The following is a 25,652-nucleotide window of genomic DNA, read 5'->3' as shown; positions in this document are numbered from 1 at the left end:
CATGTCTAACGGACAGTTTAGTCGTCACCATCAGCGTTTTGGCGGTTTTTGGGTCTTTTCATGATAGTGGTCGACTCCTTCAATGGATCGCGTCGCCCAACACCTCGGCGACCGGTCTGGATCAAGACCGACACGAAGAACGGCCAAAGCCAAAAGTCAGCCGAGGCGTTGGGGCGCGACACGGCGGCCAGATTGTTCTCGGGACCGCAAACGCCGAACGCGATCTTCTGCGGCAACGATCAGATCGCCGGCGGCGCGTGCGACACGCTGCGCGAGATTGGCCTGGCAGCACCTGTCGACGTGGCCATCGTCGGATTTAACAACTGGGACGTGATGGTGCTTGCGACGCGGCCGCGGCTGGCCAGCCTCGATGAGAACCTGAACGCGGTCGGACGCGACGCTGGTGACAGCGTGCTGGAGATGATCGCCGAGCGCGTGCGTCAGGCGTCGGCCGTGTTCACTGGCCGTGCGGGCATCGTCGAAGCCGTGAGCACGCCAATGCACTTCATTGCAGGAACGGATGCGTTCCAATGAACGAGTTCGAGCCGGTTCAGTTCGTCGATGTCGCGCTGGAGGGGCAATTCTGGCGCGAGCGGCTTGAGACTGTGCTGACGCGGACCATCCCCACCCAGCACGTCCAGCTTGGCAAGCACGGTATCCTGCAGTCCCTGACACTGCCGAACCCGCCGCCGCTGAGCTCCGCGCCCAACCAGCACAATTTCGTGCAGGTGTTCTGGGATTCCGACGCCGGCAAGTGGATCGAGGCGGCATCCTATGCGCTGTCACACAGGCCCGACGCCGACATCGAGGCCAGGATCGAAAAGATCGTCGACGATCTCGAAAATGCACAGGCTGGCGACGGTTATCTGAACTGCTGGCACCTGCAGCGCGAGCCGGACAAGCGCTGGACCAACCTGCGCGACTATCACGAACTCTACAATCTGGGACATCTGCTCGAGGGCGGCATCGCCTACTTCCTCGCGACGGGCCGGTGCCGGCTCCTTGACATCCTTGAGCGCTATGTCGACCATGTGCGCAAGACGTTCGGCCCGAACCCCGGCCAGAAGCACGGCTATTGCGGCCATCAGGAGATCGAGCTTGCCCTCGTTAAGCTCTATCGCTTGACGGGAGCGAGAAAGCATCTCGAACTCGCGGCCTATTTCATCAACGAGCGCGGCCGCCAGCCGCACTACTTCGATCAGGAAGCGGTCGCGCGCGGGGAGAACCCTAGTGAGTTCTGGGCGAAGAGGTATGAGTACAACCAATCGCACAGGCCAGTGCGCGAGCAGACCAAGGTGGTCGGCCATGCCGTTCGGGCGATGTACATGTATTCCGCAATGGCCGACCTCGCGGCGGAACTGAACGACGACGGCCTCAAGAAAACATGCGAGGAGCTCTGGGCCGACGTCATGACCTCGAAGATCTACATCACCTCCGGCTTGGGTTCGGCTGCCGCGAATGAAGGCTTTACTGAAGACCACGACCTGCCGAACGATACGGCCTATGCGGAGACCTGCGCCTCGGTAGCGCTGATCTTCTGGGCGCATCGGATGCTGCATCTCGATCTCGACGGCCGCTATGCCGACGTAATGGAACAGGCGTTGTTCAACGGCGCGCTGACCGGCCTGTCGCGCGATGGCGAGCACTATTTTTATTCCAATCCGCTGGACAGCGATGGGCGACACAGCCGATGGGCCTGGCACACATGCCCATGCTGCGCGATGAATTCGTCGCGTCTCATCGCTTCGGTCGGAGGCTATTTCGTGTCGGCCAGCGAAGACGCAATCGCCTTCCATCTCTATGGCGGCATTTCGACGAACATCCGGCTTGCTACGGGAAACGTGTTCCTGCGGGAAACCAGCGCCTATCCATGGTTCGGCTCGATCAGGATCGAGGTCAGCCCTGACGCCCCGGCCGAGTTCGCCGTGAAGCTTCGCATTCCCGGATGGGCGCACGAAGCCGAAGCCTCGGTCGAGGGACATCCCATCGACGTGGAGGCATGCACCAGCAACGGCTATCTTTCGATCTCGCGGCTATGGAATGCCGGAGACACGATCACCCTCGAGCTGCCGATGCCTCCCGAGCGCATCTATGCTCATCCCAAGGTCAGTCAGGACATCGGCCGGGTGGCGCTCAAGTGCGGACCGTTGGTCTATTGCGTCGAACACGTAGACAACCCCGGGGGGCGAGTGCAGCAGCTCAAATTGCCGCGAGACGCCTGGATCGAAACGGAGGAGCGGGGCGACCTCTTCGATGGCGTGGTCACGCTCACCGCCCCCGCGAAGCGCGTCGTAGACCAAGGCTGGGAGACAGCCTGTACAGGAATGCGCCGCCCGTCGTTTCCGACTGCAGGCTAATCGCCCTGCCATACTTTCTTTGGAACAATCGGGCGAAAGGCTCGATGCAAGTGTGGCTGCTGGAAAGCTGAATTCGGCGCTGTCGCCGCATGGATAGCCCTCTTATCAACTCAAGAATGCCGACAAGATGCAGCCAAGAAACGTCTCGGATAGCATTTTCCCTCATCTCGGGCGCGGCCCAGCGATCCGTGCCCTGGTTTTCGAGTGCCACGACCGGATTGAGACCGGCCCTGCCAACAGGGGGGCATGGCGCTGGCTGGGCGGACCCAAAGACTGGTGCGATCAGCTGCGTCCGTGTTTGATAAGACTGCATCCTTCGTTGCCGATTTATGCGGACGTTCATGCACAGTGGCTTGAGGCGACGCGGCGGGCACTGGAACCCCGCGCAATCGGTCCACAGTTTGCGGCTCAACTCCACCAGCATCTCACGCAGATAGCCCACGCGATGGCGGCACGCTGATGGCCGGCTCCGACGAGAGTTTCGACATCGTTATCGTCGGAGGCGGGCCGGTCGGTCTTTCCTTCGCCGCGTCGCTGGGGCAGAGCGATCTGAAGGTGGCAGTTGTTGAACAGCAGTCCTTGGAACGGCTGGCGAATCCAGCTTTCGACGGTCGCGAGATCGCGCTGACCCACGCCTCGATTAGAATCCTTCGCGAGCTCGGCGCCTGGGATGCCATCCCCGCTTCGCACAAATCACCATTGCAAGGCGCGCGCGTGCTCAACGGATCGAGCCCTTTCGCTCTGTGTTTCGATCCTCCCAGGGGATCTGGGGAACCACTCGGGTTTCTGGTCCCAAATTGTCGGATCCGCGATGCCCTGTTCAAGATCATCCGCTTGCAGGATCATGCCCAGCTGATATGCGGCCACTCGGTCGTCGGTGCAACAAACAGCCACAAAGGAGCAGTCATAACGCTCTCCGATGGCAGGCAATTGACCGCTCGGCTTCTCGTTGCAGCGGACTCGCGTTTTTCCGCCACGCGCGACCTGCTCGGCATCGGCGCCGATATCAATCGGCTCGGCAAGGGCATGCTGATTTGCCGGGTAAGGCACGAGCGCGTCCATCAGCAGATCGCAGTCGAATGGTTCGATCACCATCAGACGATAGCGATGTTGCCGCTCATGGAAGGCGTGTCGTCGCTGCTACTCACTTTGCCGTTAAACGAGGCCGATAGACTGCTTGCTCTAGACGACGATTTGTTCCTGATGGAATTGACGAACCGGTGTCGAGGGCGCCTCGGAGAAATGACCTTGGCAAGCAGCCGCCATAGCTATCCGCTGGTCACGACGTGGGCGCACAAGTTCTGGGCACCGAGCGCCGCACTCATCGGCGACGCCGCCATTGGCATGCACCCGGTGACCGCGCATGGCTTTAACATCGCCCTCAGTGGCCAGAAGCAACTCGCCTATAGAATCCTGACAGTATGTCGCGACCGGCGCGACATTGCCGATCCCGACATGCTCCACAGATACGAAAGCTGCCTGCGCCGGTCGGCGGCACCGCTCTATCATGCTACGAACATCCTCGTCGGACTCTACTCAGGCGAGCACCCGGCGGCACGGCTTGCAAGACATGCGGGCCTTCGCTTTGCCCAATATCTTCCCTTTGTCCGCCATGGCATTTCGGCCATGCTTAGGCGATGAAATCACAGACAGTCTCGACTCCTGCCAATAGCGATGCTGCGTCCATGTGTCGTTGCGAATGCTCGGAATGACGCGGATCACGCGCGGCGCGGGCAAGACCTCAATGATCAGCCGCCAATGTTAAGAGGAGGCATACGAGCCGCCGCACCAGTTACCACGCCCATTAGTTAACCCGTCCTTCAGTGGGCTTGCATAGGCTTGCGCTGCGAAGAAGCCTGGGAAGCAAGCTAGCCGTCCATGGACCTGAAGAAAGAAGACACGCTGGAGGCCAAAATCCGTCAGGATCAGCTTGCTGACCTGAGGGCCGGTCTCTTCGTGTCAATGCCGATCAGCACCGTCCTCTCGGGCCTTATTTTGACGGTGCAAGCCCTTTCTGGCGGCGGCTTTGGCGCCGCGATTTGGTTCCTGGTCATCAATGCGATAAATGTCGGCCGCCTTGCACTCGCCCGTTATCAGCTAAAGCAAACGGGGCGCCAGGACGATCTGACAGGTATTTCGCCGCGACTTCGCTGGTTCGGCATCCTTGCTCTTCTGGCAGGGTTTGCCTGGTCGTTCCTTGCCGTCCTTACGGTTGGATACACGACACCTCACGCACCGCTGCATCTGATTATTCTGGCAGGCATCTCAGCTGGTGCTGTTACATACGGCAGTTCATATGCCGCGGCAGCGACCAACTTCATCACACCCCCGCTCCTCATCACAGCGGGGTGCTTGCTGGCGAAAGGCAACTTTGAAGGGTACGTTCTTTCTTTCGCCGTTCTGCTCTTCCTGGGCGGCCTGGTTCGAGCCGCGTTTGTTGGACAAGCGCGCTTCCGCGAAGCAAGCCGCCTGAGGCATGAGGCCGAGCGGCTTGCGGCCGAAATGGAGGCCAGTTCCAGGCAGGACCACCTGACTGCCCTTCTCAACAGGCGTGGCCTCGAACACGCTATCGGTCGGTTCGAGACTGCAGACGGCCCCTTCGTTGCAATGCTGATTGATCTAGACGGGTTCAAATCCGTCAACGATACGTACGGCCACAGGACCGGTGATGATCTGCTTGTCAGGATCGCCCGCCGGATAGAGCAGGAAGCACCGGAAGGCTCAACGCTCGCCCGAATCGGCGGCGATGAATTCGTGCTGTTTTTTCGCTCACTGGGGGATTCGCTTTCTGCCAGTGATCTCGCCTCCAATATCATAGCCAAAATTGCCCGCCCCTATCCTGAGGTCGCGTCCGTCCGGGTCGGGGCATCGATAGGAATATACTTGGCAGAGAGCCCGGGACTGACAGAAATGTTGTTGCGGGCGGATATCGCCCTTTACACAGCTAAGCGTCGTGGTAGGAACGAGTTTTGCCTGTTCGATGCCGACCTCGACAGGGAACTGCAACGCCGCCAGTCCATCGAACGCGACCTTCATTCAGCGATAAAGACGAGAAGCTTGGCACCCTGGTTCCAGCCCATCGTGAAACTCGACACCGAGGCCGTGGTCGGTTTTGAAGCCTTGCTAAGGTGGTCCCATCCGATTCATGGTTCTATCTCTCCACCCGAAATCGTCATAGCCGCACGCCAAACCGGAATGCTTCAGCTGCTGACCCAAACGGTCTTCGCTGACTGTTGTGCACTTATCGACGGCATGGTGAAAGCTGACTGTCGTGATCTTCGTGTGGCGATGAATGTATCACCGCGCGAACTGGAAGCCGGCGATATCGACGACATGGTTCTGGATGGTCTGGCGACAAAAGATCTCCCTGCAACGATGTTCGAAATCGAGATTACTGAAGAATCCCCGGTGGACCCGGACAGAGTGGATGAAAAGCTCGGACGGCTTTCACATGCCGGCATTTCCATCGCGCTCGATGACTTCGGCACCGGCTTTTCCACCTTGGCATCGCTCAAGGACAGCCGGATACGCAAGGTGAAAATAGACCAAGGCTTCATTCGCGGCTTGGCCAAGTCCCGAGAGGACCGGCTCCTTGTCAAAACGGTCATCGATCTTGGCAAGACGCTCGGGATCGACGTCATGGCCGAGGGCGTCGAAACAGAGGCAGATCGGCAAACTCTGCTCAAGCTTGGCTGCAGAACTGCTCAGGGCTTCCTGTTCTCCAAGGCGGTGCCTCTGAACCAGGCGATCGATTTGGCAGTAAAAGAGCACGCAAAGGAGTTGTGACCGGCACGCGTCGCGCAACACCAGGATCTGGCGGGTGAGGCTTTTGATCTCAGCAAGGCTCATTCGCGAGAGCTCGATCAGCGTGTCGCCAAGCCGAGTTGCACTGGGCCAAGCAGCGCCCGGCCGGCGACGGAAAGGTGAACTGCACCTGGCGTTCGTCGCGGAGCCGAGCTGGCGGATGACCAGGCCAGCCTGTTCCATCCGACCAGAGGTATCACCGCGCTCGATTCCAGCGCCAGCATGCACGCGATGATGCCGACCGACATGCCGTCCGCCGCCCCGAGCGCATTGAGCACGAGATATCGGGGAGAAGTGATCCCGTCTCGTCGAGGATGGGCTTGTAGTTGTGGCTGATCGCCATGCTCGCAGATCAGGCGTGATAGCGTGGTGGCGGAACGCCGAACGAAAGCAGCACCGTCGACGAGACCGCGCCGTAGGCCATGCCGAGCGCGCCGTCCACCGCTTGGGCAAGAAAGCCGCCTATGGCGAACAGAATGGATTCAGTCATTGGTGTCCGCCATGAAAGTACCGCCGTATGATGCCCGTGATCGGGCCTGCCCCTCCGCATTCTAGAGGACGCCGGCCCCCTGTGGGCAAAAAGGTTCGCCCAAAGAAAAAGGGCGGCACTGCTGCCGCCCTTTCCGTGAATGCGAGGCAATGGCTGGATTAGAAATCCATACCGCCCATGCCGCCCATGCCACCGCCGGGCATACCACCCGGCATGCCGCCGCCAGCCGACTCCTTCTTGGGAGCCTCCGCAATCATGGCTTCGGTGGTGACCAGCAGGCCGGCGACCGAGGCCGCGTCCTGGAGAGCGGTGCGCACAACCTTCATTGGGTCGACGATGCCCATGGCGATCATGTCGCCATATTCGCCGGTCTGGGCGTTGTAGCCGAAGGTTGCATCCTTGTTGTCGAGGATCTTGCCGGCGACGATCGAAGCTTCTGCGCCTGCATTCGCGGCGATCTGGCGGGCCGGAGCCTGCAGGGCGCGACGGACGATGGCGATGCCGGCCGTCTGATCGGCATTGGCGCCGGTGACGGTGATGGCCAGCGAAGCGCGTAGGAGAGCGACGCCGCCGCCGGGAACGATGCCTTCTTCGACGGCCGCGCGGGTCGCGTTGAGGGCGTCATCGACGCGGTCCTTCTTTTCCTTGACTTCGACTTCCGTCGCACCGCCGACGCGGATCACGGCAACGCCGCCCGCGAGCTTCGCGAGACGTTCCTGCAGCTTCTCCTTGTCGTAGTCCGAGGTGGTCTCCTCGATCTGCTGCTTGATCTGGGCAACGCGGCCCTGGATCTCGGCCTTCTTGCCGGCGCCGTCGACGATGGTGGTGTTCTCCCTGGAGATCGACACCTTCTTGGCGCGGCCGAGCATGTTGAGGCCGACGTTTTCGAGCTTGATGCCGAGGTCTTCCGAGATGACCTGGCCACCGGTGAGGATGGCGATGTCTTCCAGCATGGCCTTGCGGCGATCACCGAAGCCCGGCGCCTTGACGGCGGCGATCTTCAGGCCGCCACGCAGCTTGTTGACGACCAGCGTGGCCAAGGCCTCGCCTTCGACGTCTTCCGAGATGATCAGCAGCGGCTTCGAGGTCTGCACGACGGCTTCGAGAACCGGCAGCATGGCCTGCAGGTTGGAGAGCTTCTTCTCGTGCAGGAGGATGTAGACGTCCTCGAGCTCGGCAACCATCTTGTCGGCGTTGGTGACGAAGTAGGGCGACTGGTACCCGCGGTCGAACTGCATGCCTTCGACGACTTCGAGTTCGGTCTCGGCGGTCTTGGCTTCCTCAACCGTGATGACGCCTTCGTTGCCGACCTTCTGCATCGCTTCCGCGATCATCTTGCCGACCGAAGCATCGCCATTGCCGGCGATCGTGCCGACCTGGGCGACTTCTTCCGAGGTCTTGATCTTCTTGGCGTTCTTGACGAGGTGAGCGACGACTTCGGTCACGGCCAGATCGATGCCGCGCTTCAGGTCCATCGGGTTCATGCCGGCGGCAACCGCCTTGTGGCCTTCCTGGACGATCGACTGCGCCAGAACGGTCGCGGTCGTGGTGCCGTCGCCGGCGATGTCGTTGGTCTTGGACGCGACTTCGCGGATCATCTGCGCGCCCATGTTCTCGAACTTGTCGGAAAGTTCGATTTCCTTGGCGACGGTGACGCCGTCCTTGGTGATGCGCGGCGCGCCGAACGACTTGTCGATAACGACGTTACGGCCCTTGGGACCGAGCGTGACCTTCACCGCGTCGGCCAGGATGTTGATGCCGTGAAGCATGCGCTCGCGGGCGTCGCGGGAGAATTTTACGTCTTTGGCCATTTTTACTCCTGGGCATTTCGCCCGAATTCAGATTGGATGGTGCGGATGAAAGGCGGCGGCGTGTCAGCCGATGATGCCCATGATGTCGGCTTCCTTCATGATCAGAAGGTCTTCGCCATTGAGCTTGACTTCGGTGCCCGACCACTTCCCGAACAGGATGCGGTCGCCCGCCTTGACGTCCAGCGGGACGAGCTTGCCGGCTTCGTCGCGGGCGCCGGAGCCGACAGCAATGATCTCGCCTTCCTGCGGCTTTTCCTTAGCCGTATCCGGGATGATGATCCCGCCGGCGGTCTTCGCTTCGGACTCGACGCGACGAACGACCACGCGGTCATGCAGCGGCCGGAAATTCGACTTTGCCATTTTTGGATGTCCCTAGTTCGGATGTTGAACGGTTCTCCGTAGCCGGAGAGTTGTTAGCACTCACCAGAAGCGAGTGCTAACATGGCGGTGAGATAGGCCGTCGACTGGCACTAGTCAAGACGGAAGAGGGGACGGGCGAAGAGCAAAAGATTTTGGAATCGGCGCGGATGCGCCGGCCCCCTTTACGTGAGGAGAAAGCTCTTTCTGCATCTTTCTTGCCAGTCGCTCTTCCCCACCGGCTCAAACATCTCCGCCTGCGGCGCCTGCCTTGGTGTGGCCGGCGGGGAAGGGCTAGAACGGCAGTTCGCCCAGTGTGCTTTTTCGGCGAAGAGCGCCGCGCGGATACGGCACCGGCAAGTTCCTCGGATGGCTCGTCGATCAGAACATCGCGCCGCACATTCCGGTGTGGGACAAAAGCCAGCGTGAAACCTTCAGCCGCGCGGACTTCATCTTCGATGCGGTCCGCAAGTTCATCTTTCCCGCCGGCAGGGCAGTATCGTCGCAACTTCGCGGTCCCGCGCACAGGCAATGTCAGCGGTGGAAACCGGAAATATCGGGCCAGCAAACGAGACTGCCAGAGTTGTGAACTCAAGCGCCGCTGCTATCCAAAGACGCCGGTGCGCGACGTGTTGCGCGTCCACGAAGAGGCACGCGAGACGCCCGTCAAAGCGGATCCGCCCGAGTTCGGACGGTCGCGCAACGAACGCAAGCAGGTCGAGATGCTCTTCGCACGCCTGAAGACCGCGCTCCGCTTCGAACGCAGGAGATTACCCGGCTGAGCGGAGCCTGTGAGAGTTCCTCATGGCCGCCATCACGCCTGCGACAACTGGTGCGGCTGACCACGCCAACGGTGCCGGCACCAACATGATGGAGGCCAATCCGTGGAATTCTCGTCAATGAGCCAAGCGCCATTCAACCGACCGCCGTTACGCCTCCAGACAGGCAGACAGGGATCGCAATAGCGTTTTTTCACGGCATCGGTCAATCTCTCGGTTCGGGGAACATGACGTTGCGCCAGGATGGACATTCTGCCGAATTTCACCTGCCGGCGCTGTTTCCGTGGACGCGCGCCTGGGACCATTTCTATTGCCCGTCTCGGCTCACGCCGGGGCGGGCTTCTTTGCGTTCTGGGAGGATTATCTAGCTGACCATGGTTCATAGTGGCGGCCATGGAGATCGCCTCAGAAGCGGCGCCCAATCGGAAACGTTAGCACCTGCGCGTTTTGGCGTGGCTGCTTGAACTCTTCGGCGGCAACCGCCTCAATTAACAGGTCCAAGGCTTCGCGTCCCCTCCGGCTCATCGGGTCATCGCCACGAAGGTAGTGATACGCTCGATCTAAATGCACTCGGGCGGCGGAAAAATCGCTTGTCATTTGTCCCTCTCAGTAGCCGCCCGCATTAGCCGTCTAAGAGGTGAGGGTCGCGCAATCGTCAATATCCACAGACGGATTTGATTTAAATCCGGCATAATCGGGGGAGTAGCCAGGACGCCTGGCTGACGCTGTCACGTTGTCTGCGTATGAACCCGCTAAAGCGGTGTGCGTTGCTGTCAGCAGAGCGCAGTCACGGCCTTCCACTCCGCCATTGCGTTCAGACGGTGCCGATGGATCTGAAACGAAGTGTCTTGAGCGAGACGAAGCGCTGAAGGGTTACCTGACTGATCACAGCGAATTTAGAAGAAGCCACGACATTGTCGGACATCGGACAGCGCGGATAGCAGTCAGATGACGCGTGAATTCCGCTTCCTGCGGGGGAATTCTGTCCGCCATTCCTGGCAAGACGGTGGGCAACCGACACTACTGCCGGGTTTGTCCAGCGATAGCGACACGGATGTTCGGCTTGTCCTGCTCGCACCATCATTCAAGTCATTGATAAATATCGAGAACACTTTTCTGAGGCTTTTCCTGCGCAGTTGGCATGACTTTTGAGGCTTCCTCCTAGTAAGGCGGCAGGCGCTGCTGACCGATTTCATGTCGTGGTTGATATCGGGATTATGGAACGAAGGAAGGAAAGCAGCATGTCAGATCCGCGCCGGGGGCGTAAACTATCGGAAAAAGGGCGTCACCTGCGGAATCCAGGCGGCAATGCGAGCGAAGGTATATCTACGCTTCGTGACCTCATTTGCATCCGTGACCGACCGTCATTCCTTATGGAGGCCCATGACGCGCTCTCCGCGGCGATTGCGCAGCGGGCCGGTTTCAAGGCGCTTTGGGCGTCCGGGCTCTCGATCTCATCCAGCCTCGGCTACCGCGATGCGAACGAGGCCTCTTGGACCCAGCTGGTCGACGTCGTGGAACGGATGGCGGACGCAGCGGAAATTCCAATCCTCGTCGATGGAGACAGCGGATTCGGCAATTTCAACAATGCCCGTCTGGTCGCTCGCAAGCTGCGGCAGCACGGCGCGAGCGGCATTTGCCTCGAAGACACCGCGTTCCCGAAGATGAACTCCTTCGTCGGCGACCGCCATCCGCTGGTGGAGGTCGGCGAGTTCTGCGGTCGCCTGAAGGCCGTCAAGGACCAGGTTCCGGATCCGGAATTCGTTCTCGTCGCTCGAATCGAGGCGCTGATCGCCGGATACGGTCAGCACGAGGCGCTTGCACGAGCGCACGCCTATGCGGAAGCCGGCGCCGATGCGATTCTCATCCATTCGCGCAAGTCCGATCCCAGCGAGATCTTGGCATTTGCTCGACTCTGGCGGAACCGCCTCCCCGTCGTGATCGTGCCAACGAAATACTACTGCACACCGGTCGCCGAATATCGCGCCGCAGGCATTTCGACCGTGATCTGGGCCAACCACAACATGCGCGCCGCAATCTCGGCAATGCGTCACGTGTGCGACCGCATCATTCAGGAAGAAAGCATTGCCGGTATCGAAGATGAGGTGGCGACGCTCGACGAGCTGTTCGAATTGATGAACTACGGCGAGCTCTCAGCGGCAGAAGAGAAATACCTTCCGCGGGCAGCGGACGGCCAGGGACAGCCGCGGTAAGCGGCTTTGCCGAAAAAGATGGAAACGCGCATGTTGGCGTCACGGACAAACTTGTTCAAATCGTCGGGGACCGCGGCCGCCCGCGCCGCGGCGAAGGCTGCCACCGATGCCGGGATGGTGATTGTTGATCTCACGGCCGGCGAGATCTGGAGCGATCTGGCACCAACGATCCGGGACGGAGCGATCGAGGCGATTCGACAAGGCCTGAACCGTTACACCGACACGATCGGCTTGACGGAGTTGCGCGAGGCGCTGGCACGGAAGGTATCGGTCGAGACGGGGCAGCTCTGGCGGGCCGACGAGATCGCCGTGACGAACGGCGCCAAGCAGGCTCTTTTCAACGTGGCGATGACACTGATCAATCCCGGCGACCAAGTCATCATTCCCGCACCCTACTGGACGACATTCCCAGCGCAGGTCCAGATCGCCGGCGGCACCCCAGTCCATATCGACACGCGAGGAAACGGCTGCGTTCCACGGATCGACGACATCCAACGCGTCATCACGCCGCTGACCCGGGCCATCGTCGTCAACACGCCCGCCAACCCCAGCGGCGCTGTGTACGACGCGAAGACCCTTGCGGGCATCGCCCAACTCGCGATGGATCGGGACCTCTGGATCATCTTCGATGAATGTTACTGCCCCTTCACCCATGATGGCCATCGGCATCATCCGATCGTGTCGCTCGTCCCGGAGGTCCGGGCCCGGACGGTGATCGTCAATGCCTTCTCCAAAAGCCTGGCCCTCACTGGCTGGCGCATCGGGTATCTCGCTGCGCCGAAGGAACTGATCTCGGCTGTCAAGGCGCTTCAGTCGCACACGACATCGAACCCGAATGTCGTTGCCCAGCACGCCGTGCTGCACCACCTCCGTGAGGGAGATGGCGCCTTTGAAGCCCGGCTCAAGGGTCAATTGACGGCGGCGCGGCAGGCTGGGCTTACCGCCCTCTCCGAACTGCAGAGCGTGCCGATGCCTGAAGCACAGGGCGGGTTCTATTTCTATCTCGATCTGTCCGGCCTGTTGCGGTCGACGATCGCCAATGGTCACGCCAGGACGGCTGACGACATCGTGGCCGCGCTGCTCGCGCAGGCCGGCGTGGCCGGCGTGTCAGGCACTGCCTTCGGCGATCCCATGGGGCTCAGGCTCTCCTATGGCATTCCGCCGGGGCAACTCGAGGCGGGCCTAGAGCGTGTGGTCGGCGTCCTTAACGCCTGGAACCGAAGGGATAGTCGCAACAACCAAAACAAGAGGGGCTTAGACCCATGACTGCAATTGCTCCGAGAAAGGCGGTGATTCTTGCCGCCGGGGTTGGCTCGCGCCTGCATCCGCTCACCGATCTGCGGCCGAAGCCGCTGGTCGAGATCAATGGCACGCCGATCCTTCACAACGCCTTACAGAACCTCGAGGTCGTCGGGGTGCGGGAGGTGACGATCGTCGTCGGCTATCGCAAAGACGCGATCCAATATTCCTGCGGCCGACGCTTCGGCGATCTCGGCATCGACTATATCGAGTCTGACGTCTTCGACCGGACGGGCAGTGCCTACTCGCTATGGCTGGCGCGCGATACGCTCTTGGCCGGGGACACCTATCTGCTCGAAGGCGACGTGTTTTTCGAGCCGGATGCGCTTCGCTACCTGACGCTGGGCGATGCGGACAATGTCGCTGCCGTTGCGCCGTTCAGCCCGGCGATGGAAGGTTCTGCCGTGGTCCTGACGAACAGCGGCTACATCGCCGAGGTGCGGATGAAGCAGACGGCAGCGAACCTTGATGATGGTTCGCCGCCTCTCTTCAAAATGATGAACCTGATCCGCTTTTCCGGAGAAGATCTGCGTCGGACGATCGTTCCGCATCTCAATCACATCATCAACGCCGGAGCCGTCAAATCCTACACCGAAGAGCTTCTGTCGAACCTGGTGCGCGAGAAAGGGTTGCAGATCGCGGCTGCCCGATGCGACGGCCTCAAATGGTACGAGATCGACAATGAGGCGGACTTGCGTTTCGCCGAAGCCATGTTCATGACGGCACGGGATATCGCCTGGTGACGACCAAGTCTGGGAGAGTGTAAGATGCTTCGCTACCTCGTTGATCCTGCTAATGCCATCACCACGGTCGGGCTACTGTGCTCCTCGATTGCTCTCTATTTTGCATTGGCGGGGCAGATCGATCTGGCGGTCGGCGCAGCTTTGTGGGCCGTTCTCGCGGATCACCTGGATGGGGTAGTCGCTAGGAGAACCCGAAACCGCTCGCCGGACATGGCGAAAATGGGCAAGAGCCTCGACGGGTTCGGCGACATCATCTATGGCGCCATCCTTCCCGCGATCATCCTCGTGCAGCTAAATGGCGCCTCGCTCGTCTCCTTCTTCGTCGCCACGGCGCTGCTGCTCGCCGGCGCCATTCGCCTGAGCTATTTCGCGAACTTCGGAAAGTCAGATGACGGCCGGTTTTTCGGTGTGCCGCTGTCCTACGACATTCCCTTGATGGCCGCCTTGGTCCTCGTCCAGCCCTTCATGCCCGCGGCGAGGTTCCTGCCGGCCGTGAACACCGTCTTCGCTCTTTTGAGCGTTGCCCATGTGGCGTCGGTTCGCGTGCCATCGCCGAACCGGGCCATGTATCTGGCAATCACGCTCTTAGCAGTGACCGCGTCGATGATCCTCGTTTGGCGAGGGACGGTGTGATGTCGTCATTGTCTCTCTCGTCGGCATGGTCGGCCCAGGCGCCGAGCGAGCCGGAATCGCCCGGCTGGATATACCGGTGGTTCGGCGTCGAGCCGTTGATCAACTGTGCTGGCGTGCGCACGAACTACGGCGCGAGCAACCCGGCCGACGACGTCGTCAATGCGATGAACGCCGCTGCGCAAGCCTTTGTAGATCTCGACGAGCTGGCCGAAGGGATTGGCAGAAAGCTGGCTGGACTGACCGGCGCGGAATGGGGACTTGTTACGGCGGGGACAGCTGCCAGCTTGGCCCTTGCGACAGCGGCATGCATCGCAGGCAATAACCCCGAGTTGATGTTGCGACTGCCGGACACGTCCGGGTTGCGGAACAAGGTGATCATTCCGGCCGAACAGCGCTTCGCCTATGAGCAGGCAATCCGGATCGCCGGCGCCGACATCGTCAGTGTCGCGACGCTCGATGAGCTGTCGAGAGTTCTCGGCGCGGGCGGTGTGGCGATGGTCTGCCTGCTTGGCCGCATGGACGGCTCGTCCTCACTTCCGCTGAACGATGTTCTTGACCCCGCGTGCACGAGCGGGGTGCCGGTTCTCGTCAATGCGGCCGGGCTCTCGCCGGCGAACCCTGATCCCTGGACCAGCCGCGGTGCAGATCTCGTCATCTATGCAGGCGGCAAATATATCCGCGGGCCGCAGTCGACCGCCATCGTGCTCGGCCGGAAACGACTCTGCGAAGCCATGTGGTGGAACGGCGCGCCGCACCAGGCCTTCGGCCGCTGCATGAAGGTGGGCAAGGAAGAAGCGGTTGGCGCCGTCGTCGCTCTGGACCGGTGGATCACTTCACCCAAGGCAAGAGCAGAGCGCGACCAGTGGCTCCCGCGCCTGCAGCGGATCGCCACCCACCTCGCCGGTGTCGCCGGCGTCGAGACGGAGGTTCTGACCTGGGCCGGATCCGTCACGGCGACGCGACTGAAGGTGAACTGGGACCAGACCGTGGTCCCCCTCGACGCTGAGGCTCTCAGGCTCGCGCTGCTCGAGCGGCGTCCACGGATTCTGATCCACGATTTCTGGTCCACTCCGACGTCGATAGTCCTAGATCCTATCAACCTGTCCGACGAAGAGGCGGACACCGTTGGACGTGGGCTGGCCGCCGCTTTCGATCGACCTCAGTCGTTCGTCCGGTCCGGTTTGATACCGCGCCCGCAGGCTGACGTTACGGGCAATTGGCGGGTTGAGATACAGTTCCTCCATGGGTCGAAGGTGTATCAGGCCGGACTCCGGCAAAACGGTCCGGATCTCTCAGGCGCCCTTCAGACCGCAGCCGGTTGTGGACGCATTCGTGGCAAAGTGAGCGGCCATGGCGTCGAATTTGAGGCCGAGCACGGAACGACGCCCATTCACCTGTTTTGCCAGTTCAAAGGAAAAGTTGGAGAAAACGGCGTGATGACGGGAACCGCAAGGTTTGGTGGTGCGGCGCCGGAGCATCTGGGGCCCGTTTTCAAGACCCAGTATGGGCCCGGGACGTGGCGGGCGACGCGTGTTTCCGCGACTGCCGATGACGATAACCTACCTCGTTCATCGTCCCGGTCCGGGAGGTCGCAATGACGGTTGCGGACCGTGAAATGCCTCTCCAGAACCCGACGTGCTTGTTCGGCAAGGTCGCGCTCGTTGTCGGTGGATACGGGGCGATAGGAACAACAATCTCCGAGATGCTGGCGGCAGCGGGTGCGAAGTGCCTTATCGCCGGTCGAAACGGGGACCACGCTCGAAATCTTGCCGAAGAATTCAACGCAAGACTATGGGATGCCGAAGGGCTCGAGGTGGACGCCTGCAACATCCAAGCCCTCCGCGACTTAACAGGTTCTCTCGCGGCGAAACATGGGTCGATTGATATTCTCGTCAACTGTGTAGGGTTCCATAAGGAGCAGAAGCTGCTCGAAGTGACCGAGGAGGCCTTCGACGAGGTCTACGCGAACACCTTGCGCGCTGGGATGTTTCTCTCGCAGGCGGTTGCCAAACACCAGATTTCCACGGCGAAGGGAGGCAGCCAGGTTCATCTGCTTTCGGTACGGTCGTCACTTGGCTTCCGTGGCCGCGGATACAGCGCAATGTGTGCGGCGAAGGGTGGCTTAGCTATCCTCATGAAACAGCAAGCGACAGAGCTCGCCCCTCACAGCATCACGGTCAATGGCGTGGCTCCCGGCGCTGTTCGGACGCGAAAGAACGACCAGGCGCTTGAGGATCCGGACGCATTTCAACATGCGGTATCGAACATTCCGTTTGGCCGCCTAGCAGCGCCAGTCGATGTTGCTGGAGCGGTCCTTTTCTTTGCATCACCCTTAGCCCGTTTCGTTACGGGCCAGATCCTCTTTGTGGACGGAGGGCTGACCGCGAGCGCGTAACCATGACACGGGTGAAACAGTTTTGTATCTCGGAGAGAGGAATGCGAAATGCTGCCATTTGTCATCAACGAAGTCGCACCCGACGTCGCAATTGCAGTGCGGATGCGTGAGTTGGAGCCCCCGCGGACATGGGAGGATGCAGTATCGCCCGGAGCGGGAAGATAGCAAGGCCAACGTCGTGTCGGTTCCTTTCTTGATTTCTCGTTTCCAAAGCTATGCCTTAATCACCGTCCATGCGTAGGTGCGGTACCTCAGGCGGAAGGTATCCGTGGTGGGCAGAATGCGGCCGATCTCTGCGATCAGTGTCTCCCACCGCTCGATACCAATTTGGCTCGGAATATCGTGGGCTGCCCTCAGCGACGCGATGAAACGCTCAGCGGAAACCATTTCGTCCTGACTGGCTTCCATGTAGAGAGAATCTCTGAAGCCGCCGCTAGAGGTCAGCAAAGAGGGCAAAGTAGCCAGAAATTTCCTCACCTCCTGTGGCGCGCGCCGCACGTTCGGCACACGCTTCGAGATTAGGTCTTCAATTTCGTCGTGGATGGGATCGTTACCCAGGTCTGCTAACCGTGACATCACGGTAAGAAACCCATTCTCGCGAAGGATTCGCCTAGTCTCACTTAAGGCCCGCGACGCGTCAATACACTGCAATACGCCAGCCATGCAAACCCAGTCGGCTGATCCAGTCGGCTGACCTGTGACCTCTGCCGTGCCAGGTAGCCAGGCGAACGAAGAATCGCCGGCGGACATCTTAATCCCCTCGGCGCGCATCTGCTCGTTCGGTTCGATCGCGATGCCTCGGGCTCCGCGGTCTGCCAACATGCGAGTTAGCTTACCTGTTCCGGCGCCGACATCGACGACGGCGCCTAGCACATTATGGGCACCGACGTACCGGACCAAACTGTCAACCACGATGGCCGAGTAATCGGGCTTGTACTCATAGTTTGCGGCCGAGTAACTAAAGTCGTTGAAAACAATCGCGGCTTCCATTTGAACTCACCTCGTGATGATCCCTTTATTCTCACAGTCGAGATCGATCGTCGGCGCTCATCCGGACGCCGGTCGGGCGGTACGCAGTAAGCCGGCCAGTATCTCTAACGCGCGACTAAGGGTCCCATGCTCCAAGGGTCGACCCAGTGATACACGAATCGACGCTGGTGGCTGATTGCCCGGCAACGTGAACAGTCTGGAAGTCTGGACATGCACCCCCAAGGCCTCCGAATGCTCGCCAAAGGCCTCCGACGACCATCCAGCTGGCAACGGCATCCACAGGTGTAGTGCGCACGGTTTCGTCTCGAATTCAAAATCCCGCAGGATCTCAGATGCAAGCCTTTGTCGCACTCGGCTCTCGTTCTTAACTTCCGTCAGGATCTTGTGGGCCGAGCCGTCTTGCATCCATGTCTGCACCAATGCGGCTGACAGCGGCGAAACGAACCAACTGGAAACGCTCCTCAAATTGGACCGCAGGCTGCTGACGGAGCCAGCATCAGGCCCAACGAGATATGCTACGCGTAGGCCGATCGAGATCGATTTGGCCAAGCTCATCACATACCAACTGATTTCTGGGGCATAAGTTGAAATCGGAGGCGGCGGATCATCGACTAAAAGCGCCTGAACATCGTCCTCGACGATCAGTACGTTATGTTTTCTCGTGATCGCGGCAATTTCTGCCCGGCGCGCGGCTGGCATTATCGAGGTTGTGGGATTTTGGACCGTGGGACTGGTGAACAGCAGGGCCGGTGCCAGGCGACGGCAGCAGTCCTCCAGCGCATCGGGGAGGATTCCATCAGAGTCGATTTCTACCCCGTCCAGCTTGAGGCCAAGGAGGTTGGTGAGCGGCCTAACCGCGGGGTAGGTGAGCAGTTCGGTCAGAACTAAATCACCTGGCTTCAATAATGTGCCAAGCAAAACGAGGAGGGCGCTTTGTGTGCCGCCCGTCACCAAAAGCCGATCGAGGGGAACCGAATCTCCCAATCGCGGCGCCAGCCATCTCGCCCCAAGGAGCTTATCGGTATCGGTGCCGAGGAACCGATGGTGACGGACCAGAGTGCTGAGGTCGTTTTCCAATACCAGGTTGCTGATCCCGTTTCGAAGGAACTGCGAGAACGCTAGCGGGGTCGGTGCCATGGTGCGACCAAGATCGATAGTCTCGGCGCTCGCCGCTGAACGCGCATCGAAAGCATTGAGTGAGTCTAGCATTGGTGTCTCCAGTTAAGTCGCCGCTTGAAGGGCCCGCAACCGGCCCCGGATGATGTGGGATGACGCAGGACCTACAGATTGCACATTCGATTTGGAATGGCGTATCGGGAAACCATCTGCCGAGAGCGGCAATGATTGATCCAGCCTCAACGGGGGATTCTGCGACCGCAGATGCATCCTTGTGATCCGGAAACCGTATCAAATATTGATTCCCACCTTGCGGCCGAACGTGAAATTCCTCGCTGTAGAAGATATGATGCAAGACGCGTTCTGGCGAAGTAACCGTGATCAGGGTGCCCGTTGAGACGGAGGTGGGAAGGGAATATCCGTTCTGGCTAAGAAACGCAGTTGTTGCCGGCCCGACAGCGACGACCGCATTGTCTACCGTGCTGATCTCTGTGCCGAGGCGTACAGATACGCCGTCGCGCGTCTGCACAATGGAGTCCACCTGCGCACGTCTCATGTCGAGCCGGCCTGTTGCGAAGGCTCGGAAATTCATCATCGTCACGAGTGCTTTACCGTTAAGCCACCACCCGGCAAAATCAACGCTGGCTCTACGATCGCGCCATCATTCAGCAAAGGCTCCAACTCACGGACCTCTGATCGCGAGCAAAGCCCGGTCCCGAAGCCAACTGCCTCCAGTGCTTCGGCCCGAGGTACCAACCGAGCGGCCGTCGCATCGCTCGTGGCGCACCGCAACGACCCAGTTCGGAACAGGAACCGGGTGGACGATGCTCTTTCACTGCGATATCAAGGCCCATATAATGTCTCACGCTGCGCTTCCTTTCAGATGCTTGTGGCTGTTGCAGAACATGATCACGTTTATCATCGTTCGAAGACGTCGTCCTGCGGTCCACAAAGCACCGCCGCCGCTTGTCCGGGTTAACGTCGAGGGACTTGCCAATTGCCGCTTAGCCCCGTGACGCACTGCTGACCTTCCTTTGATGGAATCATCGAAGCAAGTTGCGTGCCGAATTAGCGCTCCGTTTGCGTTACAGCGCTTGCCTGGTAACCGGTGGCTCGGCCTTGGCGACCAGGCTTGCGACATTCTTGTCCAGTTTCGGACACAAGAAGGTTTTCCTATAGACACGCATGGGAAAACAAGTGAAAGGACTCTCAAGCATGCAAATGCCGCAATCCGAACCAAACTCTGCCGCTTGACAATCATCAGGTGGCCAGATCGCGATAGAACGTGGGGCAGGCGCATGAAATCCGCGCAATGCTGCTGTTGGTCGCCGGCTTTCTCGGCGCGACCAGCCTCCTCATCACCGTCGATTGCGGTGGCGGCAATGGCGCATGCGTGCGCTTGTGGAAGCGCGAGCTTCAGACCTTCGCCAACGAAACCGGATTGGCCATTACTGTCGCCCACCACCCACCCGGTACGAGCAAGTGGAACCGTATCGAGTATCGCCTCTTTACTTCATCACGCAGAACTGCCGCGGCAAGCCGCTGATCAGCCACGAGGTCATCGTCCAACTGATCGGAGCGACGACGACGGACAAAGGCATCGATGTGCAATGCTACCTCGACGCAAACGCGTATCCCAAAGCGATCAAGGTCTCCGACGCCGAAATGGCCGCCAACAACCTTGCCCACGACGACTTTCACGGCGAGTGGAACTATACGATCTCACCACTGCCATGCACATCGATTGACCATGGACCTTTGGCTCCCAGCGCAAACCGCGCGATCTAGGGTTCTCCTCAGCCCATCCACCTCAAAGACAGCAACCGCCCATCTTACAATCAAGAGCACAAAGATGATCGATGTTCCTGAGAAAACCGATCTCCTCATCTCCAAGCTGAAGGATTTGTTACCGATCGACGCAGCCATCACCAAAGATCTACAGCGTAGCCTCGAAGCAAAATCGCCCGAGATCCCAATTCCCGCAAGGTGTCAGGTGGTTGACGTGCAGAATCTCGGCGACGAGGGCGGCGTTGCCTGTTGCCTCGACATCGGCGGTGACGACACGGCGGCTGTCCATATCGTCTCCATCACCCACCTCCTCTTCGATCGTCGCTTTCCGCTGTTCCGCGACATCGATGCCTACCAACGCCGGCGTATCAAAAAACTCAAGCGGCAGCGCGGCCGCGGCTTCTGACGCCATCAATCGCCGCGCGTCGATCCGAATTCCTCCCGCTTACGGGTCATCACATGAAGCGTTTGTTCCGCGCCGAGCCCTTAGCAACCGAATCCTACGTCATTTCAAAGGCTTGAACCACATCCGCCAACCCGCCCTGAATTTTTCAGGCTAACAGCCCCATCTTATGGCTTTCGAGCCAATAGTCCAGGAAATCGGCGCGGCGGGAGGCGAAGTTGCCATATGCAATGCGCGCGAGATGCCCGCCGCCGGGCAGAAAGACCAAAAGTGGGCGCTCGGGGTCCCTCGTCTGAGATCTGCAGACTTGCAATTCCAGCGTGCTCGATGCGCTTCTCTCCATCAAACAGGATGGATTGCGTTTCGTCTTCGAATCATGTGCGGAACCTCGATTTGGAAAGTGGATATTTGCCGGCTGCGCCGCCAGTAGCGAATGCCGCCCCCTGCATGCCCGCCTAGAAGGTTATTCAGTGAGCAGGAGAATCGCCAATGAGCTCTCTAATCTCGGCCGTCACTTCGGCGAGCGCTTGGTCAGGCGACTTGCGCAATGTCACGACTTCGCGCATGGCCTTGGTCAAGGTATCGTTCGCTTTCACGCCGTTCTCGCCGGGGAATAGATACCAGCCCGTCAGATCCTTGATCTGCGTCAGCGCGACCGCGTAGTTTGGATGGGCATTGTAGAAAGCCCGCATAGCACCATCGTCAAGCGTGCGGCTATTAACTGGAACATATCCGCTCTTCTTCGCCATGATCGCCTGGCCTTTCGGGCTCGAAGCGAACTTGATGTATTTCCAGGCTGCTTCGCGGCGTGCATCGTCGGCGCTGAACATAACCATGCCGTTGCCGGCGGCCGGAAGATGACCATTCTTGTGTAGGGGAATGGAGGTCATGACGTAACGGAAGCGATCGCCAATGTTCTTGTCGAAATTGCCGAGCTGGCTGCTTGTATTCCAATAGATGCCTAGCGTTCCCGCGATGAAGGTCTGGAGGGCATCGTTGCGCGACATGTCGACCTGGCCAGCTTCGCCAAAGCGCCGCAACATGTCCATTGTCCATTTCCCTTCCGGGCCGTCGATCAGCAGCGTCTTTTCGTCCGGGCTCATCATTGCGCCGCCGCGACTGAACAACAGCGTCTCGAATGCGAACGCGCTGCTGGCAGCATAATCGTAATAGATCCCGGAAATGTTGTTGTCCAACGCATCGATCGCCTTGGCGAGCGCAAAGATTTCGGGCCAGTCCGTCGGCAGCTTGTCGGGATTGCCGCCAGCGCGCTTCACGAGGTCCAGATTAAAAAACAATGTCGGCGTAGAAACCGCAAAGGGGATGGCGTAGACCTTGCCGTCGACCGCACCGATCTTCTGGACTATCTCAGGATAGCCCGCGGCGCTCCAGTCGCTGTCGCGAGCGATGTAGCCGTCGAGCGCCATCGCGAGCTTTTTGTCGGCATAGATGCGGATGAGGTTCAGGCCTTCATGTGACACGTCGGGCAGGTTGCCGGTAATCTGCGCCCTTAGATTGTCCTGCATAAGATCGCCGTAAGTGGCGAAGCTACGTGCAGTGACCGCGATATCGGGATTCTCCTTCATAAAGGCCTTTAACAGGTCATCATACATGGCAGAGAAATTGGCAGGCGCATAGGCAACCTGAAGCGTAATCTTCGAGGCAGCAGCGCGGGTATGGGATACTGCCAGTAGGCCAAGGCCAGCCAGACCTGTTGCCAGTACTTTTCGTCTTGTGGTCATCTCGATCCTCCTCATGATCGTAGGATGGCGGGTACCGTATTCGCCGAGCGGTGTAAATTTGTATGATTAACATAGACAACTATGTTAATAGTGATACCATGTGACAACCAGATGACGGGAAAGGGCAACGTTAGGCGTCTTGCCGACGCGAGCGGCGTCAGCGAGATGTAAAGCACGGGGATTGGAAATGGCGATCTGGCAGAACATCAGCGACACGCTTGTCAAGGAAATCGAAGGTGGCGTTTTGGAGTCTGGTGGGCGGTTGCCGGGCGATGTCGAACTTGCAACGCGTTTCGGGGTCAACCGCCATACAGTGCGGCGCGCGCTTTCACATCTCCAGGCCCGAGGACTTGTGCGCTCAGAGCGTGGACGCGGTACCTTCGTGGTCGAAGATGCCATCGCTTACCATATCGGGACCCAGACCCGTTTCGAGCAAAACCTGCTCGAAAACATGCGCGTGCCGACAAGGCAACTCCTGTCGTCGATTACCTATCCGGCACCGGCGGCAATCGCAGATCATCTGCAGATAAAGGCAGGCTCCCCGATCATGACGGTCACGCTGCTCGGCGAGGCAAACGGAATGCCGGTCCATTACGCTTTAATCCATCTTCCGATGGAACGGTTTCCAGACGTCGAGGAGGTTATTTCCCGGATACCTGCTGGCCAGAGCTTGCGGATATCGCTATCGGAAATTATGGCTGAGTTAGGCGTGAAAAACTTCCGACGCAAGACGGTCCGCATCAGATGCCGCCTGCCCGAAGCAGAGGAAGCCCGCCACCTGAAAATGTCGGCGCAGGACCCTGTTTTTCAGTTGGAAATTCTTAACATCGACGAAGCTGATGTGCCGGTGTTTCTCGGTGTGACGGCTTACTGCGGTAGCCGCGTCGACTTCATCCTCGACTACTGAGTTCCGTCGATCCAGACCACAAGCGTCATCGTGTCGTATTGCCGGAATTGACAAATCTAGTTGTCTATGTTTGATTTGCATCAACGACGCGATTGATGCGACTGAATCTGAAACGGAGATTGATATTGCTGACCGCAGAACCCCTTTCCCCCATGCTGGGGGCCGACATAACGGACATGGACTTGCGCAACCTCGTCAATGGCACCAACGGGCAGATTGAGGAGGTCCAAAGCCTTGTCGCGCGCTACAAGGTGCTGCGCTTCCGTGGTCAACAGCTCGATGCGGGGAAACTGGTTAAGCTTGCCGGCCTCTTTGGTCCGGTCCGCGCGTTGCGGCGTCCCAATTCGGGAGCTGCCGTGCATATTCCCGAACATCCGCAAATCAAGGTCGTCTCGAATGTGTCGCGTGACGGAGCTGTACTGGGGGATGGTGATTCCTCCGAACTTTCCTGGCATACCGATGGCAGCTATCTCGACACGCCGACTGCCCTCACCTTCCTTTACGGCCGCAAGGCCCCGAGCCGCCGGCCGCCCAAGACCTCTTTCATGGACCTTCAGGCGGTCTACGAGAGCCTTCCCAAGGCGCTTGCGGATTTCATCCTTCCTTTGAAGGCCATTCACTACTCGGTATTTGCCTATGCTCCGGAATATGCGGAAGAAATCCGGTCTCTTCCAGAGGGTGCCGACCGCCGCCACATCGGCCCAGCGCATCCGCTGGTGCGCCGCGAGCTCGCGACGGGCCGGCCTTCGCTTTTCCCGCCGCGTCAGCGAGAATGCCTGATCGAAGGGCTGTCCGCCGAAGAAAGTGAAAAGCTTTCGAACGTTCTGTGGAGCGTCATCGAACGATACCCGGGCTACTGGGGCGACAGCATCGAGCCGGGAGACCTCATGCTCTTCGATAACCGCTTTTCCTTGCACCGCCGCGAGTCATTCGACGCGCTCGAGGAGCGAATTCTCTGGCACGTGACGACAGACGGAGAGCGACCGCAATGACCAAGCTTGGAGCAGCCGGCCTTCGCTCGGCGACGGCCGATCTGTTCGGGAGAAGGGGCGCGAACCTCCCAATGGAGTTTGGTGGCAGCGCAAATTGCGCCACGATCGCGGCTCTGCCGGATGCATCCCGAGGGTCGCATGAAGGCTTACCGTGACAGCTACGTCGTGATCGTGACATTCGAGGTGAAGATGGCGTACCGAGGCGTGTTCCGTGAAGCCATTCTGGAGAACGCATCCGCCTCTCGCAGATTGGAGCCGGGATGCAGTGTGTTTGATGTCTGCGAAAACCAGGATGGGTCAGAGATTTTCCTCTATGAGGTTTACAATAGTGAGGCCGCATTCAAGGAGCATCTTTCCACGGAGCACTTTCGCCGGTTCGATGCTGTGGTCGCCCCTTGGGTCGTCGATAGGCGTGTCACGACCTACCACCGATTGGTGCAAGACGAGGGAGGGCGGGAGCCAGCGGCGTTCCGCTCGAGATCGGCGGTGTGAACATGAAGCCAGGAGATTGTGTGGCGGTGGCGTTGTCAGGTTAACAGAAGCTCGGCGTGACATTGCGTTCAGCTCCGATTTCAGGCGAGCGTCCCAGTTATTGCTGTCCGTCCCTCCGAGTTCTTCGAACTGCAGACCGCTTTCCTGCGCAAATAGATCGAAAGAGTCCGCCGAGCAGGCGAAGGGCTTCCACGCCGTGATGATGAAAGCTACCGAGGACGTATTCCAAGCCGATCAAGGATGCCTCCGAGAAGGCTTTGAAGGAACGCAAAGCCGCCTGATTGCTTAAGGCAACCCGAGACCGAAGGTCAGTACCTCGTCCACTGGGCACCTGGTGCCGT

22 protein-coding genes and 3 pseudogenes are annotated in these 25,652 nt (G+C 59.6%); 17 read left to right on the top strand and 8 right to left on the bottom strand.

Annotated elements, in window-relative coordinates; translation table 11 throughout:
- Window positions 1-60: 60 nt before the first annotated feature.
- From AC0V7N_RS36805 to AC0V7N_RS36785, 5 genes and pseudogenes are all read left to right on the top strand, one after another.
- Window positions 61-534, top strand: a complete 474-nt coding sequence (locus tag AC0V7N_RS36805) for a substrate-binding domain-containing protein (protein ID WP_496628360.1) — start codon at window positions 61-63, stop codon at window positions 532-534.
- A pseudogene (locus AC0V7N_RS36800) lies at window positions 531-2,428 on the top strand (glycoside hydrolase family 127 protein). Before AC0V7N_RS36805 ends, AC0V7N_RS36800 begins: the two are co-directional and overlap by 4 nt.
- Before the next feature lie 56 nt (window positions 2,429-2,484).
- Window positions 2,485-2,817, top strand: coding sequence for a globin domain-containing protein (locus tag AC0V7N_RS36795; protein WP_496628359.1), 333 nt, complete (start codon window positions 2,485-2,487; stop codon window positions 2,815-2,817).
- Window positions 2,817-3,998, top strand: coding sequence for a 5-demethoxyubiquinol-8 5-hydroxylase UbiM (gene ubiM, locus AC0V7N_RS36790; RefSeq protein WP_496628358.1), 1,182 nt, complete (start codon window positions 2,817-2,819; stop codon window positions 3,996-3,998). The genes AC0V7N_RS36795 and ubiM overlap by 1 nt, the downstream gene beginning before the upstream one ends.
- A 237-nt stretch (window positions 3,999-4,235) precedes the next feature.
- Window positions 4,236-6,143, top strand: a complete 1,908-nt coding sequence (locus AC0V7N_RS36785; protein WP_496628357.1) for an EAL domain-containing protein — start codon at window positions 4,236-4,238, stop codon at window positions 6,141-6,143.
- Window positions 6,144-6,220: 77 nt separating this feature from the next.
- Here the strand turns inward: AC0V7N_RS36785 and AC0V7N_RS36780 are convergent, their stop codons facing one another.
- From AC0V7N_RS36780 to groES, 4 genes and pseudogenes are all read right to left on the bottom strand, one after another.
- On the bottom strand, window positions 6,221-6,439 hold the full coding sequence (locus AC0V7N_RS36780) for a hypothetical protein (RefSeq protein ID WP_496628356.1): 219 nt from the start codon (window positions 6,437-6,439) through the stop codon (window positions 6,221-6,223).
- 77 nt (window positions 6,440-6,516) lie between these two features.
- Window positions 6,517-6,651 (bottom strand): annotated as a pseudogene (locus AC0V7N_RS36775) (sulfite exporter TauE/SafE family protein); the annotation flags it as partial.
- A gap of 158 nt (window positions 6,652-6,809) precedes the next feature.
- Window positions 6,810-8,462: a chaperonin GroEL gene (gene groL / locus AC0V7N_RS36770; RefSeq protein WP_496628355.1), complete on the bottom strand. Its 1,653-nt coding sequence runs from the start codon at window positions 8,460-8,462 to the stop codon at window positions 6,810-6,812.
- Between the two features lie 63 nt (window positions 8,463-8,525).
- Window positions 8,526-8,822 (bottom strand): co-chaperone GroES, encoded by a 297-nt coding sequence (gene groES / locus AC0V7N_RS36765; protein ID WP_095495974.1) that lies wholly within the window; start codon window positions 8,820-8,822, stop codon window positions 8,526-8,528.
- A gap of 422 nt (window positions 8,823-9,244) precedes the next feature.
- Between groES and AC0V7N_RS36760 the strand changes: the two genes are divergently transcribed.
- Window positions 9,245-9,601, top strand: a complete 357-nt coding sequence (locus AC0V7N_RS36760) for a transposase (RefSeq protein ID WP_496628354.1) — start codon at window positions 9,245-9,247, stop codon at window positions 9,599-9,601.
- A gap of 402 nt (window positions 9,602-10,003) precedes the next feature.
- On the opposite strand, the gene AC0V7N_RS36755 is transcribed toward AC0V7N_RS36760, so the two are convergent.
- Complete coding sequence (locus AC0V7N_RS36755) at window positions 10,004-10,195, bottom strand: hypothetical protein (RefSeq protein ID WP_244662151.1); 192 nt, start codon at window positions 10,193-10,195, stop codon at window positions 10,004-10,006.
- A 776-nt stretch (window positions 10,196-10,971) separates the two neighbouring features.
- Here AC0V7N_RS36755 and aepX point away from each other — a divergent pair.
- The 6 genes from aepX to AC0V7N_RS36725 are packed head-to-tail and all read left to right on the top strand — an operon-like array spanning window position 10,972 to window position 16,881.
- Window positions 10,972-11,811, top strand: a complete 840-nt coding sequence (gene aepX / locus AC0V7N_RS36750; RefSeq protein ID WP_496628429.1) for a phosphoenolpyruvate mutase — start codon at window positions 10,972-10,974, stop codon at window positions 11,809-11,811.
- 30 nt (window positions 11,812-11,841) lie between these two features.
- On the top strand, window positions 11,842-13,077 hold the full coding sequence (locus AC0V7N_RS36745; RefSeq protein WP_496628428.1) for an aminotransferase class I/II-fold pyridoxal phosphate-dependent enzyme: 1,236 nt from the start codon (window positions 11,842-11,844) through the stop codon (window positions 13,075-13,077).
- Window positions 13,074-13,853 carry a sugar phosphate nucleotidyltransferase gene (locus AC0V7N_RS36740; RefSeq protein ID WP_496628353.1) on the top strand — a complete coding sequence of 260 codons (780 nt, stop codon included), beginning with the start codon at window positions 13,074-13,076 and terminating at the stop codon, window positions 13,851-13,853. The genes AC0V7N_RS36745 and AC0V7N_RS36740 overlap by 4 nt, the downstream gene beginning before the upstream one ends.
- A gap of 24 nt (window positions 13,854-13,877) precedes the next feature.
- A complete protein-coding gene (locus AC0V7N_RS36735) occupies window positions 13,878-14,486 on the top strand; it encodes a CDP-alcohol phosphatidyltransferase family protein (RefSeq protein WP_496628352.1) in 609 nt (202 codons plus the stop codon).
- On the top strand, window positions 14,486-16,084 hold the full coding sequence (locus tag AC0V7N_RS36730; protein WP_496628351.1) for a hypothetical protein: 1,599 nt from the start codon (window positions 14,486-14,488) through the stop codon (window positions 16,082-16,084). The genes AC0V7N_RS36735 and AC0V7N_RS36730 overlap by 1 nt, the downstream gene beginning before the upstream one ends.
- Complete coding sequence (locus AC0V7N_RS36725; protein WP_496628350.1) at window positions 16,081-16,881, top strand: SDR family oxidoreductase; 801 nt, start codon at window positions 16,081-16,083, stop codon at window positions 16,879-16,881. The genes AC0V7N_RS36730 and AC0V7N_RS36725 overlap by 4 nt, the downstream gene beginning before the upstream one ends.
- 213 nt (window positions 16,882-17,094) lie before the next feature.
- Here AC0V7N_RS36725 and AC0V7N_RS36720 read toward each other — a convergent pair whose 3' ends face one another.
- Window positions 17,095-17,871 carry a methyltransferase domain-containing protein gene (locus AC0V7N_RS36720; protein WP_496628349.1) on the bottom strand — a complete coding sequence of 259 codons (777 nt, stop codon included), beginning with the start codon at window positions 17,869-17,871 and terminating at the stop codon, window positions 17,095-17,097.
- Between the two features lie 57 nt (window positions 17,872-17,928).
- Window positions 17,929-19,080, bottom strand: a complete 1,152-nt coding sequence (locus tag AC0V7N_RS36715; protein WP_496628348.1) for an aminotransferase class I/II-fold pyridoxal phosphate-dependent enzyme — start codon at window positions 19,078-19,080, stop codon at window positions 17,929-17,931.
- Between the two features lie 1,249 nt (window positions 19,081-20,329).
- Between AC0V7N_RS36715 and AC0V7N_RS36710 the strand changes: the two are divergent.
- A pseudogene (locus tag AC0V7N_RS36710) lies at window positions 20,330-20,775 on the top strand (ISAzo13-like element transposase-related protein); the annotation flags it as partial.
- A 64-nt stretch (window positions 20,776-20,839) separates the two neighbouring features.
- Entirely contained in the window at window positions 20,840-21,181 is a 342-nt protein-coding gene (locus tag AC0V7N_RS36705) for a hypothetical protein (protein WP_496628347.1), read from the top strand.
- Between the two features lie 464 nt (window positions 21,182-21,645).
- On the opposite strand, the gene AC0V7N_RS36700 is transcribed toward AC0V7N_RS36705, so the two are convergent.
- The gene (locus AC0V7N_RS36700; protein WP_496628346.1) at window positions 21,646-22,920 is read right to left on the bottom strand and encodes an extracellular solute-binding protein; all 1,275 of its coding nucleotides are present in this window, start codon (window positions 22,918-22,920) and stop codon (window positions 21,646-21,648) included.
- Between the two features lie 187 nt (window positions 22,921-23,107).
- Between AC0V7N_RS36700 and phnF the strand changes: the two genes are divergently transcribed.
- From phnF to AC0V7N_RS36685, 3 genes are all read left to right on the top strand, one after another.
- A complete protein-coding gene (phnF, locus tag AC0V7N_RS36695) occupies window positions 23,108-23,827 on the top strand; it encodes a phosphonate metabolism transcriptional regulator PhnF (protein WP_496628345.1) in 720 nt (239 codons plus the stop codon).
- A 125-nt stretch (window positions 23,828-23,952) separates the two neighbouring features.
- A complete protein-coding gene (locus AC0V7N_RS36690) occupies window positions 23,953-24,819 on the top strand; it encodes a TauD/TfdA family dioxygenase (protein WP_496628344.1) in 867 nt (288 codons plus the stop codon).
- A 138-nt stretch (window positions 24,820-24,957) separates the two neighbouring features.
- Window positions 24,958-25,311 (top strand): antibiotic biosynthesis monooxygenase, encoded by a 354-nt coding sequence (locus AC0V7N_RS36685; RefSeq protein WP_496628343.1) that lies wholly within the window; start codon window positions 24,958-24,960, stop codon window positions 25,309-25,311.
- The last annotated feature ends 341 nt before the right edge of the window (window positions 25,312-25,652 follow it).

The sequence above is a fragment of the Mesorhizobium kamtschaticum genome (assembly GCF_056174585.1).
This window is presented reverse-complemented; position numbering and strand designations above follow the sequence as displayed.

What these genes read in the sequence shown, in the direction of transcription:
- AC0V7N_RS36805 (WP_496628360.1), top strand. Translation starts at nt 61, where the DNA reads ATGATAGTGGTCGACTCCTTCAATGGATCGCGTCGCCCAACACCTCGG.
- AC0V7N_RS36795 (WP_496628359.1), top strand. Translation starts at nt 2,485, where the DNA reads ATGCAGCCAAGAAACGTCTCGGATAGCATTTTCCCTCATCTCGGGCGC.
- ubiM (WP_496628358.1), top strand. Translation starts at nt 2,817, where the DNA reads ATGGCCGGCTCCGACGAGAGTTTCGACATCGTTATCGTCGGAGGCGGG.
- AC0V7N_RS36785 (WP_496628357.1), top strand. Translation starts at nt 4,236, where the DNA reads ATGGACCTGAAGAAAGAAGACACGCTGGAGGCCAAAATCCGTCAGGAT.
- groL (WP_496628355.1), bottom strand. Translation starts at nt 8,462, where the DNA reads ATGGCCAAAGACGTAAAATTCTCCCGCGACGCCCGCGAGCGCATGCTT.
- groES (WP_095495974.1), bottom strand. Translation starts at nt 8,822, where the DNA reads ATGGCAAAGTCGAATTTCCGGCCGCTGCATGACCGCGTGGTCGTTCGT.
- AC0V7N_RS36755 (WP_244662151.1), bottom strand. Translation starts at nt 10,195, where the DNA reads ATGACAAGCGATTTTTCCGCCGCCCGAGTGCATTTAGATCGAGCGTAT.
- aepX (WP_496628429.1), top strand. Translation starts at nt 10,972, where the DNA reads ATGGAGGCCCATGACGCGCTCTCCGCGGCGATTGCGCAGCGGGCCGGT.
- AC0V7N_RS36745 (WP_496628428.1), top strand. Translation starts at nt 11,842, where the DNA reads ATGTTGGCGTCACGGACAAACTTGTTCAAATCGTCGGGGACCGCGGCC.
- AC0V7N_RS36740 (WP_496628353.1), top strand. Translation starts at nt 13,074, where the DNA reads ATGACTGCAATTGCTCCGAGAAAGGCGGTGATTCTTGCCGCCGGGGTT.
- AC0V7N_RS36735 (WP_496628352.1), top strand. Translation starts at nt 13,878, where the DNA reads ATGCTTCGCTACCTCGTTGATCCTGCTAATGCCATCACCACGGTCGGG.
- AC0V7N_RS36730 (WP_496628351.1), top strand. Translation starts at nt 14,486, where the DNA reads ATGTCGTCATTGTCTCTCTCGTCGGCATGGTCGGCCCAGGCGCCGAGC.
- AC0V7N_RS36725 (WP_496628350.1), top strand. Translation starts at nt 16,081, where the DNA reads ATGACGGTTGCGGACCGTGAAATGCCTCTCCAGAACCCGACGTGCTTG.
- AC0V7N_RS36720 (WP_496628349.1), bottom strand. Translation starts at nt 17,871, where the DNA reads ATGGAAGCCGCGATTGTTTTCAACGACTTTAGTTACTCGGCCGCAAAC.
- AC0V7N_RS36715 (WP_496628348.1), bottom strand. Translation starts at nt 19,080, where the DNA reads ATGCTAGACTCACTCAATGCTTTCGATGCGCGTTCAGCGGCGAGCGCC.
- AC0V7N_RS36705 (WP_496628347.1), top strand. Translation starts at nt 20,840, where the DNA reads ATGATCGATGTTCCTGAGAAAACCGATCTCCTCATCTCCAAGCTGAAG.
- AC0V7N_RS36700 (WP_496628346.1), bottom strand. Translation starts at nt 22,920, where the DNA reads ATGACCACAAGACGAAAAGTACTGGCAACAGGTCTGGCTGGCCTTGGC.
- phnF (WP_496628345.1), top strand. Translation starts at nt 23,108, where the DNA reads ATGGCGATCTGGCAGAACATCAGCGACACGCTTGTCAAGGAAATCGAA.
- AC0V7N_RS36685 (WP_496628343.1), top strand. Translation starts at nt 24,958, where the DNA reads ATGAAGGCTTACCGTGACAGCTACGTCGTGATCGTGACATTCGAGGTG.